This window comes from Kitasatospora sp. NPDC058478 (assembly GCF_042720345.1).
Lineage (GTDB): Bacteria > Actinomycetota > Actinomycetes > Streptomycetales > Streptomycetaceae > Kitasatospora.
Genome location: NZ_JBHXML010000058.1, coordinates 53,334 through 68,396 on the forward strand (window position 1 = coordinate 53,334; position 15,063 = coordinate 68,396).

Genomic DNA, 15,063 nt, shown 5'->3' on the forward strand with positions numbered 1-15,063 from the left:
GGGCCTCGCCAACCCTCCTGCCGCGTCCGGGCGTTGTCCGTGGCAGCGGCCAACTGCCGGCTCTCGGCGTCGCGTTGTCGCGGCCCCTGGGGTTGGACCCCTGGCGGAGGGGCAATTGCCGGGGCTCAGCCGAACGGCCTGGTCTCCGGGCCCGAAGCCTCCGCCGCGTCGGTCTCCGTCGCTTCGTCCGGGGTGGGCGGGAGGCTTTCCGGGGCGAAGGGGTTGAAGTCCGGCGGGGGCACCATGACGGGCGTGCCCTTGCGCGGGGCGTCCTGCGCGGGAACGGCCTGCGCGGGAACGGCCGGCGGCGCGGAGGGCGGCGGCGGGACGGCCGGGCCCTGCGCCGCGAGCGTGGTGCCGAACGGGTCGGACTGGTCGGCCGTCACCGTGCCGAACGGGTCGGTGGTCGGGGCGGCCGCTGCCGGGGACGTGTCCGGGGTGGGCGGGAGGCTTTCCGGGGCGAAGGGGTTGAAGTCCGGCGGGGGCACCATGACCGGCGTGCCCTTCCGCCTGGCTGGCGCCGCCTGCGGCTCGGCGTCGGCCGGGGAGGCCTCCGCGACGGGCGCGAACGGGTTGAAGTCCTCGGGCGGGAGCTGCACCGGCGTGCCGCGCAGGTCCGCCGGCACCTCCTCCGCCTCTTCCGGCTCCTTCTCGACGGGAGCGGGAGCGGCAGCAGGTGTGGCGGGCGCGGGCGCGGGCGCGGGCACGGCGCCGGCCACCGCCCCGTCCCAGCCGAACTGAACGCTCTTCAGCAGCTCCGCGAACGCCCGCGTGTACAGGTCCCAGTCCTCCGGCTGCGCCGTGGACAGCTGGACGCAGAGCACGGTGCCGCCGTCCGGCAGCGGGACGAAGGCCTCGACCGCCGAGGTGACCACCCAGCGCCGCTGCCCGTCGGCGGACAGCGGCCCCGGCACCGGGACGGTCCGTCCCTCGACCAGGACGGCGGCCGGCCCGGCCGGCAGCAGGACCGTCCACACCTCGGCGTGCCGCCGGACGGTGGCGAGTTCGGTGGCGAGCGCGGTGATCGGCAGCGGGTGCCGGGCGAGCGAGACGACGAGGGCGGCGTCGGAGGCCCGGCCGTCCACGTCCAGCGCGCAGACGCCCGCGTAGACCGTGCCGGCGTCGTGGACCAGGTCGGCGAGGGTGGCGGCGATGACCGCGAAGTCGCGGCGCCGCTCCGGACCGTCGCCGCTGAACAGCTCCTCGGCGACCTCGGCCAGATGCCCGGTCAGTTCCTCGGCGGCCGCGGCGGTGGCCGGGTCGACGCCGTCCGCCCCGCCCGCCGGCGCGGGCACCGTACGGGAGCAGACCCCGGCCGGACCGCCGGGGGAGGTCAGCGGGTGGAAGCCGGGCGGGACCACCAGCCGGACCTCGGCACCCGCGCCGGTGGCCAGTTCGACCGGCTGGCGGGTCTGCTGCCCGGCGGCCAGCGCGGCCAGTGCCGGGGCGAACGGCGGGCGCAGCTTGGGGTCGGCGAACTCGCCGGTGACCGGCAGGTGGAACAGCGCGGCCGAGGTGGTGCCCCGGTCGGCGATCGCGCCGCGCACCGCCCCGCCGCCGTAGCGGGTGTGGAGGGCGGCGGTCACCCGGTCGGCGACCCGGGCGCCGCTACCGGGGCGGGCCGTGCCGGCGGTGAGCACCGTGCCGAGCCGGTCCACGGCCGCGTGCACCGGGCCGTTCGGGGCCAGCGGGAGGCCGAACAGCGCCTCGGCGGCGGGGTGTTCGGCCGGGCGCAGGGCGCTGAGCGAGGCCGCCGGATGGCGGGAGGTGCGCTCGTCGAAGAGGGCGTCGGTGAGCGTGCCGAGGGTCGCGCAGACCTGCTCCGCCGCTGCGAAGGGATTGGCCTCCGCGCTGAACTGGACGTCCTGGGTCAACTGTTGAGCCCCCCGCTCTGCTGCGTCTGCGGTCCGCTGGTTCGGGTGGGTCCGCGCGCGCCGTGGCGGCGTGCCGCCGGACTCCGTGCTCATTCCTATCAGAGCCCGCTGTCGGGACCGAACCGGCGGATCACCCGATGGGAGCCGCGGTCGTTCCGCCCGTGGCCTGCGGGGACGTTTCGCCGGACGGTGCGGTGGCGAGCGCGGTGACCGCCTCGGCGATCCCGGGGACGGCGAACAGCCCGGCGAGCTCCCGCACCAGGCGCCCGGTCGGGCCGTCAGGACGCTCGTCCGCGAAGAACGAGGCGAGTTCGGCGGCGAGCGCCGGCTCCCGGGCGGCGGTGAGGGTGAGGGTGGCGACGAACTCCTGCACCAGGTGCAGCTGCAGGTCCTCCAACGGCACCGAGCGTTCGGCCAGCCACTCCAGCGAGGTGATCTCGGCGTTGGCGATCCAGGCCCGGACGGTCAGCCGCAGCCCGGGGCTCGGCGCGGGGATCGCCAGGTGGGAGAGGATCTGGTCGTGGGCGGCCCGCCGCACCTCGTCGATCACCGCCGAGGTGCCCGCGCTGGCCGCCACCGAGCCGCCGCGCAGCAGCGCCGCGAAGCCGGGCCCGTGGCTCTGCACGAAGTCCAGGTAGCGGCCCATCACCCGGTACAGCCGCTCGGACAGCGGCCCGTCGGCGGGCTCCTCGAAGCGCGCCGAGAGCTCCCGCCCGGCCCGCCGCAGCGACTCCTCGTACAGCGCCTGCTTGCCGGGGAAGTAGTGGTACACCAGCGGCCGGGAGGCCCCCGCGGCGGCGGCGATGTCGTCGATCGACACCTCTTCGGGCGGGCGCCGGCTGAACAGCTCCAGCGCGACGGCGATCAGCTGCTCGCGCCGCTCGTCCACGCTGAGCCTGCGGCGCGGCCGCTCACCGGCAGCCGCCCGGCCTGGCGTCCGGCCCGCAGCCCGGTCCGGGGCCTGCTCCGGGGCGGGGGTCCGTGCAGCGCGGGCGGCCGTCGGCGACGGCGTACGGGAGGCCATGCGCGCCACCCTATCCGCCGTCCGGGGCGGGGCCTATGCGGCGTGGAGGTCCAGGTAGCGGCGGTAGGCCTCGCGGCCGTCGGGGACGAAGTGGTCGCGGGCGAGGCGGTCGGCGAGCTCGGCGGGGGTGAGCCAGGCGTGCCAGGCGACCTCGGACTCCTGCGGCTGGACCGGGCCGTCCCACTCGGCCTCGTACATGTCGCTCCACCAGGAGAGCCGGTCCTGCCGGAAGAGGAACTTGAAGAGCGGGCGCGGGGTGATCCCGTGCACGCCGAGCTCCTCCTCGGCCTCGCGGACGGCGGCCTCGGCGTACGTCTCGCCGGAGCCGACCACGCCGCCGACGAACATGTCGTACGCGCCGGGGGCGAACAGCTTGGTGTCGGTGCGGCGGTGGACGAAGATCCGCCCGGCCGGGTCGCGGACCAGGATGAAGACGCACCGGTGGGTGAGCCCCTGCCGGTACACCTCCCCGCGCAGCGCCGTCCCGATCACCCGGTCGTGCTCGTCGACGACGTCCAGCAGTTCTTCGGCAGGGTTGGTCATGACGGACAGGTTAGGGTTTCGGGGCCCGCTTCGAACGCTTTTCGAGTGCGATCCGAGCTCGATTCGCATGTGATCCGCATGTGATTCGTGTGTGATTCGTGTGCGATCGGACGCGGGCGGGAACGCAGGAACCGGACAGGCTGAGGGTGGCGCGCGGTGGTGGAGATCTGGGGCGAGACGGCCGAGGGGTTCGAGCCCGTACGGGAGGCCTTCGCGCGGAACTTCCACGAGTACGGCGAACTGGGCGCGGCCTTCGCGCTGTACGTGCGCGGTCGCAAGGTGGTCGACCTGTGGGGCGGTGACGCCCGGCCCGAGGTCGGCGGGCGGCCCGCGCCGGCGGTGCCCTGGACGGCGGACACCGCCCAGGTGCTGCGCTCGGTCACCAAGGGCCTGACCGCGACCACCGCGCTGCTGCTGGCCGAGCGCGGCCTGCTCGACCTGGACGCCCCGGTGGCCTCCTACTGGCCCGAGTTCGCGCAGGCCGGCAAGGGCGGGGTGCCGGTGCGCTGGCTGCTGTCGCACCAGGCCGGGGTGCCCGCGCTGGACGTGCCGCTGCGGCTGGAGGACGTGCTCACCTGGGAGCGCGCGGTGGCCGCGGTGGCCGCGCAGGCGCCCGCCTGGGAGCCGGGCACCGCGCACGGCTACCACCCGTACACCTTCGGCTGGCTGGTCGGCGAGGTGGTGCGGCGGGTGAGCGGGCGCACGATCGGCCAGTACTTCGCCGAGGAGATCGCCCGGCCGCTCGGGCTGGACCTGTGGATCGGGCTGCCGGCCGGGGCCGCGCCGAGGGTCGGCCGGCTGGTCGACCTGCCCGCCCCGGAGGCGGCCCGGACCGGGCCGAGCGGGCTGCGGCTGCGGCCCAAGCAGTCCGTCCGGGACGCCTACCAGGACCCGGCCTCGCTGACCGCGCGGTCCTTCGCCTCGGTGCGCCCCGGGGTGGACCTCAACGACCCGGCGGTGCAGGCCGCCGAGATCCCCGGCGCGGGAGGCATCGGCACCGCCCGCTCGCTGGCCCGGTTCTACGCGGCGCTGATCGGCGCCGCCGACCGCCCGGACGGCTCCGGCGCGCTGCTGCCGCCGCTGCTCGGGCCCGGGGTGCTGACCCGCGCGGTCGGGCCCGAGGTGAGCGGACCGGACCGGGTGCTGATCGTCAACTCCACTTTCGGCCTGGGCTTTTGGCGGCACGGCCCGACCGCGCCGATGGCCTCCCCGGCGAGCTTCGGCCACCCCGGTCGGGGCGGCTCGCTGGGCTTCGCCGACCCGGAGCTCGGGCTGGGCTTCGGCTACGTCACCAACGGCATGCAGCCGGGCGTCACCGGCGACATCCGCTCGCGCAACCTGATCCGTGCGGTGCGGGGGTGCCTGGGGCTGTCCGGGTAGCGGCGGGCGCGGTCCCGAGCCGTCAGGCCTGGCCGGTCTCGAAGCGGGTGATCTTCGGGCCGGTGAGGGTGAAGCGCCAGGCGGTGCGCATCTCGCCCCAGGTGTCGTTGGTGAAGTTGGCGATCAGCGCGTGGCCGCCGTCCGATTCGGTCTGGACGTCCATCCGGCCGCGGACGGTGAAGATCTCCTTGTCGATCCACTGGGGCAGGTCGCGGTCGGAGCCGTCGTCGGACATGGTCGCGTCCGGGGTGAGGGTGGCCAGGAAGGCGTCGCGGTCGCCCGCGTTGACCGCGGCGACGAAGGCGCGCACGGTGGGGTCGGAGAGCTTGGCGGGGGAGATGGTCATCGGGACTCCCGGGGGTGAGGGGCGGGGAGTCCTGTCTACGGCGTTCGCCGGGTGTGTTCGGGCATGTCGGCGGCGCGTCGAGAAAATCGCGCATTCATGTGCTTAGATCCCGAAATGGGCGTTTTGCCCTACGGAGGGTTGCGCAGCGTGGACGCCCGGAAGGGCGTTCGCGGTGCGGCCACGGGGAGTGGCGGCGGAGCGGGAGGCCGGGACCGGTCTCCCGCTCCGTGTTTATTTGGTTCCTGGTTCCTGGTTCCTGTTCCTGGTTCCGCGTTTCGCGCAGGCCGCGGCCCGGCTAGAAGAGGCCCACCGCGTCCGGGGAGTAGCTGACCAGCAGGTTCTTGGTCTGCTGGTAGTGCTCCAGCAGCGCCTTGTGGTTCTCCCGGCCGATGCCGGAGTTCTTGTAGCCGCCGAAGGCCGCGTGGGCGGGGTAGGCGTGGAAGCAGTTGGTCCACACCCGGCCGGCCTGGATGGCGCGCCCGGCGCGGTGGGCGGTGTTGAGGTTGCGGGTCCAGACGCCCGCGCCGAGCCCGTACTGGGTGTCGTTGGCGAGGGTGATCGCCTCGGCGAAGTCCTCGAAGCGGGTGACCGAGACGACCGGGCCGAAGATCTCCTCCTGGAAGACCCGCATGCTGTTGACGCCCTCGAACACCGTCGGCGTCACGTAGTACCCGCCGGCCAGGGCGCCGCCGAGGTCGGCCCGCTCGCCGCCGGCCAGCAGCTTGGCGCCCTCGGCCTGGCCGATCTCGAAGTAGGAGAGGATCTTCTTCAGCTGTTCGGCGCTGGCCTGGGCGCCGACCTGGGTCTCGGTGTCCAGCGGGTCGCCCTGGCGCATCGCGCGCACCCGCTCCAGGCCGTCGGCGAGCAGCTGCTCGTAGACCGAGGCCTGGATCAGCGCCCGGCTGGGGCAGGTGCACACCTCGCCCTGGTTGAGGGCGAACATCGCGAAGCCCTCGACCACCTTGTCGTAGAAGGCGTCCGAGGCGTCGGCGACGTCCGCGAAGAACAGGTTGGGGCTCTTGCCGCCGAGTTCCAGCGAGACCGGGATCAGGTTGTCGCTGGCGTAGCGGGCGATCAGCCGGCCGGTGGTGGTCTCGCCGGTGAAGGCGATCTTGCGGATGCGGTTGCTGGAGGCCAGCGGGGCGCCGGCCTCCTCGCCGAAGCCGGTGACGATGTTGACCACGCCGGGCGGCAGCAGGTCGGCGGTCAGCTCGGCCCACAGCAGCACCGAGGCCGGGGTCTGCTCGGCGGGCTTGAGCACCACCGCGTTGCCGGCCGCGAGCGCCGGGGCGAGCTTCCAGATCGCCATCAGGATCGGGAAGTTCCACGGGATGATCTGGCCGACCACGCCCAGCGGCTCGTGGAAGTGGTACGCCACGGTGTCCTCGTCCAGCTGGGACAGGCCGCCCTCCTGGGCGCGCAGCGCGCCCGCGAAGTAGCGCAGGTGGTCGACCGCGAGCGGGAGGTCGGCGGCCAGCGTCTCGCGCACCGGCTTGCCGTTCTCCCAGCTCTCCGCGACGGCCAGCCGCTCCAGGTTCGCCTCCATCCGGTCGGCGATCCGCAGCAGCGCCTGGGCCCGCTCGGCGGGCGGGGTGCGGCCCCAGCCGGGGGCGGCGGCGTGGGCCGCGTCCAGCGCGGCCTCGATGTCCTCGGCGGTGCCGCGGGCGACTTCGGTGAACACCTCGCCGGTGACCGGGGTCGGGTCGCCGAAGTACTCGCCGCGCACCGGCGGGGTCCAGCCGCCGCCGATCCAGTGCTCGTACCGGGAGCGGTAGGCGACGATGCTGCCGGGCGTGCCGGGGGGCTGGTAGACCGTCATGCTCTGGTGTCTCCTCGCGACGTCGGGCGCCGCCCGGACCGGGTGGCGGGGCGGCGCGCCGGGCCGCGCCCGGCGCGGGGCGGCCCGGCGGGAGGGTGTGGACACGCAATTCCGGGCGGACGCCCGCCGGGGCGTCCGCCGTCGAGCACGATAGCCGCCCGGCGCGGGCGCGGCTACGGTCCGTGCGCCCGGCCCGTACGGAGGGTTGCGCGTTCCGGCCGTCGCGCGGGGCGCGCACCGTGTCTCCGCGCTCCGTCCGGGACGGTGTCAGACCGCGTGGTACCGGCCGGTGCGGGACTCCCAGTACAGGTAGCCGGCGAGCCAGGTGACCAGCCCGTCCGCGTACCGCTGGGCGATCGCCCGTTCGACCCGGGAGAGCCCCAACTCCCGGTAGACGTCCGGCAGTCGGCCGTGCAGGTCCCGGCACCGCTCGACCATCAGCTGCGCCTCCTCCAGCACCACCGCGCAGGCCTCCTCGGCCGAGCAGCGGCGCTCGCGCTGGACGATCATCACCAGGTTGTTGACGTCGCCGCGCGGGGCCTCCAGCGGGAACGACCGGACATCGTTGCTGAGCGAGGGGATGTCGGCTGCCAGCTGGCGCAGTTGACGCAGCACCGGATGGTGCAGGACGGCGGCGGGCACCTCGAACTGGCCGAGGCGTTCGACCATGTCGAAGATGGTCTCCATCGCCGCGGTGCCTCGTCTGAGCACCAGGTAGCCGTCGCGGTCGGGTGGCCGGGTGGAGATGCGGCCGGCGGCCTCGGCGGGGTGACTGGCCAGGTACCACTCCCAGTTGTACGCGGCGCGGGCCTGCCAGCGGGCGGGCATGCCGCGCACGCTGCGGTCCCAGAGGTCGGCGAAGGCGGTCTCGACCGGCGAGTCCTGGTCGGGGCGGGCTCCGTGCAGGACGGCGATCAGCCGCTCGCAGATGGGGGCGACCTCCGTCGGGCGGCGGCCGAGCGGGCCGTCGAACTGGTCGTCGAAGAGGAAGTAGAAGCCCATCAGGTCGGCGGCGAGGGAGAGTTCGTCCGGGCCGGTGTCGGGGTAGCCGAGGGCGGCGAGGTCGACCACGTCCCAGTGGGCGTACCCGGGGTGGTCGACGTCGGGGAGCAGCGGGTGGCGGACCAGCCAGTCACGGTGCAGCGCGGTGGCCTGCGGTCCGTGCGGGCTGCGACGGTGCGGGAACGGAATCTGAAGTGAGGTGTCGTCAGACATCGGACTCCCGGTGCGGCGAAGGGTGGGGGTACTAGTGGTTCGAACGTTGGGTGTGGGGGGAGTTGACGCGGCGAGGCTTCCGGGGAGAGGGTGATAGCGAAAGATCATCTTCGCCTCGCGGGCCGTAGGGTATCTGATGTAATGATCGGACGTTAGGGGTATAGGGCAATTGCCCTTGGCAAGGCGTCCGAACCCTCACCGTCCGCCCCAGCCTGCGCGAATGCCCCACAGCGAGTGCCACGCAGCGCTAACCTCGGCTCCACGGGCAGTGATGCGAGCAGCGACACGGGCTGTGACGCGAGTGGCGAGGCGGAGGCACGACGGTGACCGAGCAGGACAACGAACTTCGGACGGGATCAGGTTCCGGCCGGGACGGCGACAGCACCTCGCCGAGGGTCAGGCTGCGCGACCGCGACGCCGAACTCCGCTCCGTCGAGACGGCCGTCGACAAGCTCTGCTGCAAATTCGCGGCCGGCGGCACCGAGATCGGCGAACTGCTCGCCTTCTCCGGTCGCCCCGGCATCGGAAAGACCAGCCTGCTGCACGAGGTCCGACGGGTCGCCAAACTCCGCGACCGCGCCACGGTGTTGTTCGCCCGCGGCGGCGAGCGCCAGTTCAACGAGCCCTACCACGTGCTGCGCCAGCTCCTCCAACCCCTCCTCACCAGCCTGCAGCCCGACGAGTTCCGCCAGGTCATGGGCACCTGGGAGGAGGTCGTCGGACCGGCCATGGGCCTCAAGCGGCCCAAGGCCGGCGCCCGCCGCCTCGACCCCCAGGGCGTGCGCGACGGCCTCGACTACGTCCTCACCCAACTCGCGCCGCGCCGGGCCCCGCTGGTCATGATCGTCGACGACCTGCACTGGGGCGACCACGAGTCGCTCTCCTGGCTCACCCAGTTCGCCGTCCGCTCCCGCGAACTGCCCGTCCTGCTCGTCTTCGCCTTCCGCGAGGACGAGAACGACTGGCCGACCGAGATCCAGCAGCACCGCAAGGCCGTCCTCGGCCTCGCCACCAGCAAGCACGAGCTCAACCGGCTCTCGCTGGTCTCCGTCACCGACATGATCCGCGCCGAACTCGGCGACAAGGCCGAGGACGCCTTCTGCTACGAGTTCTGGAACGTCGTCAACGGCAACCCCTTCGAAGCCGTCGCCCTGCTCGACCAGGTCCGCGACCAGGACCTCGAACCGGTCGAGGAGAACTCCCAGCAACTGCGCGAACTCGCCGTCGACGCCACCGGAATGACCCTCAAGAGCTGGATCGACCGGCTCGGCTCCGGCACCCTGCGCTTCGCCTGGGCCTGCGCGATGCTCGGCACCGACATCCGGGTCGACCTCGCCACCCGGATCTGCGCCCAGACCACCGAGGGCGCCCGCGACGCCATCAAGCAGCTGCGCAAGCAGCGCGTGCTCACCCAGACCCCCAACGGCAACCTGGAGTTCGTCCACCCGCTGATCGGCAGCTCGATCTACAACACCATGCCGGAGGCCACCCGCACCGGCATGCACGGCGTCGCCGCCGCCGAGATCGAGAACGCCGGACTCGGCCTGCTCGCCGCCTCCCGCCACCTCGTCGAGACCTTCTCCGGCGAGGGCGACGACAAGACCGTCCGCAAACTGCGCCGGGCCGCCGTCGAACACCTGCTGATCGGCGCCCCCGAAGCCGCCCAGCGCTGCCTGCACCGCGCCCTCAACGAACCCCCGGCCGACGACATCCGCGCCGAGGTGCTGTACGAACTGGGCTGCTCCGCCCTGCTCACCGACCCCGTCGCCACCGTCAACCAGCTCAAGCTCGCCCTCGACCCCGACGAGGGGCCGCTGCGCCCCGAACTGCGGGTCGACGCCACCTTCCGGCTCTCCGAGGTGCTCGCACACAGCGGCGAACTGCGCCAGGCCGCGGTGGTCTGCCAGGACGAGGCCGAGCAGACCGCCGACCCGGCCGGCCGACTCCGGCTCCAGGCCGCCTCGTTCATGTGGCACGCCTTCCGCAAGTCCGAGGACGACGGGCCCGGCCGATCCACCCGGCTCGGCCTCATGTGCGACGGCCTCAGCACCCGCGACGCCGCCGACCGGGCCGTCCTCGCGATGCGCGCCTGGGACCTCACCCTGCGCGGCGCCCCCTCCGCCGAGGCGCTGACCTACGCCGACGCCGTCCTCGACGCCGGCCGCCTGCCCAAGGGACTCGGCTGGACCGACAGCACCTGGGGCTTCGAACTGCCCTCCATGCTCGGCCTCACCTACACCTACAACGACCGCATCGCCCAGGCCGAACGGCTGTTCGCGGACGCCATCATCCAGTTCGAGGTCGCCGGGTGGAGCGGTGCCCACCGGGGCTTCGCGTACTTCCTGATGGGCCTCGCCCGCTTCCGCCGCGGCCTGCTCGCCGAGGCCGAGGACTTCCTGCGCCGCGCACTGCGACTGTCCGAGCGGATCGGCCCCAAGCTGCCGCTCGCCTGGGACGCCGTCGGCGTCCTGGTGGACACCCTGCTCGCCCGCGGCCGGACCGAGGAGGCCTGGGAACTCGCCGTCGAGTTCGGCTTCCACCCGCCGTACCACACGACCGCGATGGTGCTGCCCGACGCGCCCTCGCTGTACGGCAAGCTGCTGATCGCCAAGAAGCGCTACGCCGGGGCGGCCGCCGCACTCACCGAGGCCGGCGCCCAACTGGAGGCCCGCGGCTGGCACAACACCGTCTGGGCGCCCTGGGCCGGCCACCTCGCCATCGCGATCGCGGCCGACGAGCCCGACCGCGCCCGCGAGTACGCCCAGAAGGCCGTCCAGGACGCCCGCACCTTCGGCACCGCCTCGGCGATCGGCACCGCGCTGCGGCTGAACGCCCAGATCGAGGACGGCCAGCAGGCGGTCGAGCTGCTGGAGCAGGCCGTGATGTACCTCGGCCAGTCGCCGGCCGGGTACGAGCACGCCGTCGCGCTGGTCGACCTCGGTGCCGCGCTGCGCCGGGTCGGGCGGCTGGAGGACGCGCAGGAGTACCTGTACCAGGGCATCGAACTGGCCCAGCACTGCTCGGCCGAGGGGCTGGTCGACCAGGCGCGGCGGGAGCTGGCCAACTACGGCCTGCGGCCCAACCGGCTGGGGCTGCGCGACTTCCGGGAGACGCTCAGCCAGCCCGAGTGGGAGGTCGCCAACCTCGCGGTGCAGGGCGTGCCGCCGCAGCGCATCGCCGACGAGCTCGGCGTGCACCTCAGCCTGGTCAACCGCCGACTGGCCGCGGTCTACCGCAAGGCGGGCAGCGGGCCGGACGGCCTGGCCTCCGCCCTCGGGCTGCCGACGCAGCCGCGCGGGGCCACCCGGCCGGGGGCGGAGCCCGAGGAGGCGTAGCCCGCGGTGGCAGGGGGGCGTGGGCGGCGGGTGCCCGGGCGGCGCGCGGAGGCACGGGAGCGCTCCCGGGGCGGTCGCCGTCGCTAGGCTGACGCAGACGTGGGGGCGCCGCGGCGACCCCCTGGACGGACCCGGAACCGGGGCGGTCACGGCACCCCGCGACCGCCAGTGAGGAGCAGGCCATGGCGAGCGAGGCCACCAGCGTGCGGCACGAACCCCTCGACCCCTCGGGCGCGGGCGCCGCGATCGAGCGCTGGACGCTCTCCGCCGGCCCGTACGAGGCGAGCGTGCTCACCCTCGGCGCCACCCTGCACACCCTCACCGGCCCGGACCGCGCCGGGCGCCCCGCCCAACTGCTGCTCTCCACCGACCAGCTGACGCAGATCCTCGGCCCGGCCCGGCACTACGGCACCGTGGTCGGCCGGTACGCCAACCGGATCGACGGTTCCAGGATCACCATCGACGGCGAGGAGCACCCGCTCGCCCCGACCGGCGGCGGCATCACCATCCACGGCGGGCCGGACGGCTTCGCGCAGCGGATCTGGGAGGCCGAGCGGATCGAGGGCGGGGTGCGGCTGCGGTTGCACAGCCCGGACGGCGACCAGGGCTTCCCCGGCGCGCTGGACATCACCGTCTCCTACACCCTGGACCCGGCCGGCGAGCTGGTGATCGCCTACCGCGCCGTCACCAGCAAGCCGACCGTGGTCAACCTGACCAACCATGCCTACTTCAACCTTGCGGGTGAAGGGAACGGCGACGTCCTCGGCCACCTGCTCACCCTCGACGCCGACGCCTACACCCCGGCCGACGAGCGGCAGATCCCGTACGGGCGGACCGAACCGGTGGCCGGCACGCCGTTCGACTTCACGGTGGCCACGCCGATCGGCAAGTCGGTGCACGACGACCACCCGCAGCTGGCCGGGCCCGGCGGCTACGACCACAACTGGGTGCTCCGGGCCCGGCCGGCCGACGGCAGCCCGGCCCGGGCGGCGCTGCTGGAGGACCCGGTCAGCGGGCGCACCCTGGAGGTGCTGACCACCGAGCCGGGCGTCCAGGTCTACACGGCCAACAAGTTCCAGGGGGCGGTCACCGGCGCGAGCGGCGTCCCGTACGGGCCGTTCGCCGGGATCGCGCTGGAGACCCAGCACTTCCCGGACTCCCCGAACCACCCGGCGTTCCCGAGCACCGTGCTGCGGCCGGGGGAGGAGTTCCGCTCGACCACCGTGCTGCGGCTGGGCGTCAGCTGAGCGCTCCGGGCACGTCCGGGGTGAGGTTCTGCGTGAGGTCCTGCTGGAGGTCCCGTGCGAGGTCCCGTGCGAGGTCCCGGCGCATGCAGAGCCGGGGCCAGCGGTCGAGACCGTGCTCGGTCTCCTTGCGGCGGATCTCTCGCAGGCCCGGGGTGAGCTCGTGGTCGGCGAGCGGGCGGAAGCCGCAGCGGGCGTAGTAGGGGGCGTTCCAGGGGACGTCGGCGAAGGTGGTGAGGGTGAGCGCGGGGGCGTCGGTGCCGGCCGCGAGGTGTTCGATCAGCGCCCGGCCGATGCCCCGGCGGGCGTGGTCGGGGTGGACCGACACCTGCTCGATGTGCAGGGCGCCGTCCACCGGCTCGGCGAGCAGGTAGCCGGCGATCGGACCGGGACCGGGACCGGGTTGCTGGGGCAGGTCGGTTCCGTGGGGCAGGTCGGTCGCGTCGGGGACGGCGACCAGGGCGATGCCCGCGTCCAGGTAGTGGGCCAGCTCGTGCGGCGCCGGTGGTTCGTCGTCGGCGATCTCCGGCATGCCGATCGCGGCGAAGGGGGCCCCGGCGGCCCGCTCCAGTTCGCACAGCAGCGGCAGTTCGTCCCTCATGGCGGCTCTGATACGCATGCGTTCAGTCTGCTGCAAGCGGTTTTCGGCCAGGGATGGTGGTGCTCTCGGCCATCCGGTACCGGCTCGAAGCGGGCGAACCCGGACATTTGGTCGCACTGTCAACTACCGTGCGGCTACGTCCAGGACACGTGGGCGTAACGATCGCTGTTTCTTGCAGAAACTTGCTGCAAGGACTTTCCGTCGCTATTGCACCGCTGTTAACTTCCTTCCGAGCCCGACGGCAGCAACGGTGCAGTCGGCACGAGGCAGCCATTATGCGCCTGTCTCCGAAGATCTCGGGCACCCCCACCCTCCCAAGGAGTTCTCATGCGGCGTGGCATCGCGGCCTCTGCCCTCGTTGTGGCCCTCGCGGTCTCGATGGCTGCCTGTGGCAGCAGCGGCTCCAGCTCAAACGGCAAGGCCGACGGGCCGGTCACCCTCACCTACTGGGACACCTCGAACGCCACCAACGAGGCGCCGAACTACCAGGAGCTGGTCAAGAAGTTCGAGGCCGCCAACCCGAACGTCAAGGTCGACTTCGTCAACGTCCCGTTCGACCAGGCGCAGAACAAGCTCCAGACCGCCATGGGGGCCAAGGGCGCTCCGGACGTGTTCCGCTCCGAGGTCGGCTGGACCGCCGCCTTCGCCAAGGCCGGCTACCTGGAGCCGCTCGACGGCACCCCGGCCGTCGCCGACACCTCCGCCTTCCAGCCCAGCCTGATCCAGCAGGCCAAGTTCGACGGCAAGCTGTACGGCGTGCCGCTGGTCACCGACACCCTGGGCCTGCTCTACAACAAGGAGCTGTTCGCCAAGGCCGGCATCACCGCCGCCCCCAAGACCTGGGACGAGCTGAAGACCGACGCCGCCGCGCTCAAGGACAAGGCCGGTGTCGACGGCTTCTGGCTGAAGGCCGCGGACGGCTACTACGCGATGCCGTTCCTGTTCGGCGAGGGCACCGACACCGTCGACGCCGCCGGCAAGAAGATCACCGTCACCTCGCCGGAGGCCGTCAAGGCCATCGAGACCTACAAGACGATGTTCACCGCGCCCGGCATGGCCAAGGCCGACGTCACCACCGACGCCTACGCGCACATGATGGACGCCTTCAACAACGGCAAGGTCGCGGCCATCGTCCAGGGCCCGTGGGAGATCACCAACATCTACAAGGGCGCCGCGTTCGCCGACAAGAACAACCTCGGCATCGCGCCCGTCCCGGCGGGCTCCAGCGGCAAGTCCGGTGCGCCCACCGGCGGGCACAACATCTCCGTCTACGCCGGTGCCGACCAGGCCCACAAGGCCGCCGCCGAGAAGTTCGCCGCCTTCATGACCTCGGCGGAGAGCCAGGCCTTCATCGCGCAGAAGAACTCCACCCTGCCGACCCGCTCCGACGCCTTCACCGCCGACGTCAAGGCCGACCCCGGCATCGCCGGCTTCCAGGCCGTCCTCGGCAGCGCCAAGCCGCGCCCCGAACTGCCCGAGTACAGCTCGCTGTTCTCCTCGCTCGGCACCAACCTGGGCAAGGCCGTCCAGGGCACCGGCACCCAGGACGCGCTGAACACCGTCGCCACCGACTACGCCAAGCTGCTGCCGGGCTTCGCCAAGTAGTCGCCGTCGGCCGTCCGGGCCGCCGGGGGCGAAACACCAGCAAGAGCACACGGAGGACCGCGGCACACCCGACGGCC

General features: G+C 73.3%; 11 protein-coding genes. 4 read left to right on the top strand and 7 right to left on the bottom strand.

The genetic code is table 11. The features are described 5' to 3' along the window. Positions 1-125 precede the first annotated feature (125 nt). The 3 genes from ACFWPT_RS28700 to ACFWPT_RS28710 form a co-directional block, all read right to left on the bottom strand. The gene (locus ACFWPT_RS28700; RefSeq protein ID WP_380485283.1) at positions 126-1,874 is read right to left on the bottom strand and encodes a hypothetical protein; all 1,749 of its coding nucleotides are present in this window, start codon (positions 1,872-1,874) and stop codon (positions 126-128) included. A 130-nt stretch (positions 1,875-2,004) separates the two neighbouring features. Further along, positions 2,005-2,898 (bottom strand): TetR/AcrR family transcriptional regulator, encoded by an 894-nt coding sequence (locus tag ACFWPT_RS28705; protein ID WP_380373774.1) that lies wholly within the window; start codon positions 2,896-2,898, stop codon positions 2,005-2,007. Between the two features lie 33 nt (positions 2,899-2,931). Continuing rightward, positions 2,932-3,441, bottom strand: a complete 510-nt coding sequence (locus ACFWPT_RS28710; RefSeq protein WP_063350117.1) for an NUDIX hydrolase — start codon at positions 3,439-3,441, stop codon at positions 2,932-2,934. 156 nt (positions 3,442-3,597) lie between these two features. Here ACFWPT_RS28710 and ACFWPT_RS28715 point away from each other — a divergent pair, with 156 nt between their 5' ends. Further along, the gene (locus tag ACFWPT_RS28715; RefSeq protein WP_063350118.1) at positions 3,598-4,821 is read left to right on the top strand and encodes a serine hydrolase domain-containing protein; all 1,224 of its coding nucleotides are present in this window, start codon (positions 3,598-3,600) and stop codon (positions 4,819-4,821) included. A 22-nt stretch (positions 4,822-4,843) separates the two neighbouring features. Here the strand turns inward: ACFWPT_RS28715 and ACFWPT_RS28720 are convergent, their stop codons facing one another. The 3 genes from ACFWPT_RS28720 to ACFWPT_RS28730 form a co-directional block, all read right to left on the bottom strand. Next, entirely contained in the window at positions 4,844-5,167 is a 324-nt protein-coding gene (locus ACFWPT_RS28720; RefSeq protein WP_363377241.1) for a nuclear transport factor 2 family protein, read from the bottom strand. Between the two features lie 295 nt (positions 5,168-5,462). Next, positions 5,463-6,986 (bottom strand): aldehyde dehydrogenase family protein, encoded by a 1,524-nt coding sequence (locus ACFWPT_RS28725; RefSeq protein WP_380485285.1) that lies wholly within the window; start codon positions 6,984-6,986, stop codon positions 5,463-5,465. Positions 6,987-7,253: 267 nt separating this feature from the next. After that, positions 7,254-8,201, bottom strand: a complete 948-nt coding sequence (locus tag ACFWPT_RS28730; protein WP_380485287.1) for a terpene cyclase — start codon at positions 8,199-8,201, stop codon at positions 7,254-7,256. Positions 8,202-8,524: 323 nt separating this feature from the next. Between ACFWPT_RS28730 and ACFWPT_RS28735 the strand changes: the two genes are divergently transcribed. Next, entirely contained in the window at positions 8,525-11,536 is a 3,012-nt protein-coding gene (locus ACFWPT_RS28735; protein ID WP_380485289.1) for an ATP-binding protein, read from the top strand. Between the two features lie 182 nt (positions 11,537-11,718). Further along, positions 11,719-12,783, top strand: a complete 1,065-nt coding sequence (locus ACFWPT_RS28740) for an aldose epimerase family protein (RefSeq protein WP_380485291.1) — start codon at positions 11,719-11,721, stop codon at positions 12,781-12,783. Here the strand turns inward: ACFWPT_RS28740 and ACFWPT_RS28745 are convergent. After that, a complete protein-coding gene (locus ACFWPT_RS28745; protein ID WP_380485293.1) occupies positions 12,776-13,399 on the bottom strand; it encodes a GNAT family N-acetyltransferase in 624 nt (207 codons plus the stop codon). The two genes, ACFWPT_RS28740 and ACFWPT_RS28745, sit on opposite strands and share 8 nt — an antisense overlap. A gap of 309 nt (positions 13,400-13,708) precedes the next feature. Here ACFWPT_RS28745 and ACFWPT_RS28750 point away from each other — a divergent pair, with 309 nt between their 5' ends. Continuing rightward, positions 13,709-14,986: an extracellular solute-binding protein gene (locus tag ACFWPT_RS28750; RefSeq protein ID WP_380373758.1), complete on the top strand. Its 1,278-nt coding sequence runs from the start codon at positions 13,709-13,711 to the stop codon at positions 14,984-14,986. The last annotated feature ends 77 nt before the right edge of the window (positions 14,987-15,063 follow it).

Excerpts from the sequence above, each read along its gene's own strand:
- ACFWPT_RS28705 (WP_380373774.1), bottom strand. The coding sequence starts at position 2,898 with ATGGCCTCCCGTACGCCGTCGCCGACGGCCGCCCGCGCTGCACGGACC.
- ACFWPT_RS28710 (WP_063350117.1), bottom strand. The coding sequence starts at position 3,441 with ATGACCAACCCTGCCGAAGAACTGCTGGACGTCGTCGACGAGCACGAC.
- ACFWPT_RS28720 (WP_363377241.1), bottom strand. The coding sequence starts at position 5,167 with ATGACCATCTCCCCCGCCAAGCTCTCCGACCCCACCGTGCGCGCCTTC.
- ACFWPT_RS28725 (WP_380485285.1), bottom strand. The coding sequence starts at position 6,986 with ATGACGGTCTACCAGCCCCCCGGCACGCCCGGCAGCATCGTCGCCTAC.
- ACFWPT_RS28730 (WP_380485287.1), bottom strand. The coding sequence starts at position 8,201 with ATGTCTGACGACACCTCACTTCAGATTCCGTTCCCGCACCGTCGCAGC.
- ACFWPT_RS28740 (WP_380485291.1), top strand. The coding sequence starts at position 11,719 with ATGGCGAGCGAGGCCACCAGCGTGCGGCACGAACCCCTCGACCCCTCG.
- ACFWPT_RS28745 (WP_380485293.1), bottom strand. The coding sequence starts at position 13,399 with ATGCGTATCAGAGCCGCCATGAGGGACGAACTGCCGCTGCTGTGCGAA.
- ACFWPT_RS28750 (WP_380373758.1), top strand. The coding sequence starts at position 13,709 with ATGCGGCGTGGCATCGCGGCCTCTGCCCTCGTTGTGGCCCTCGCGGTC.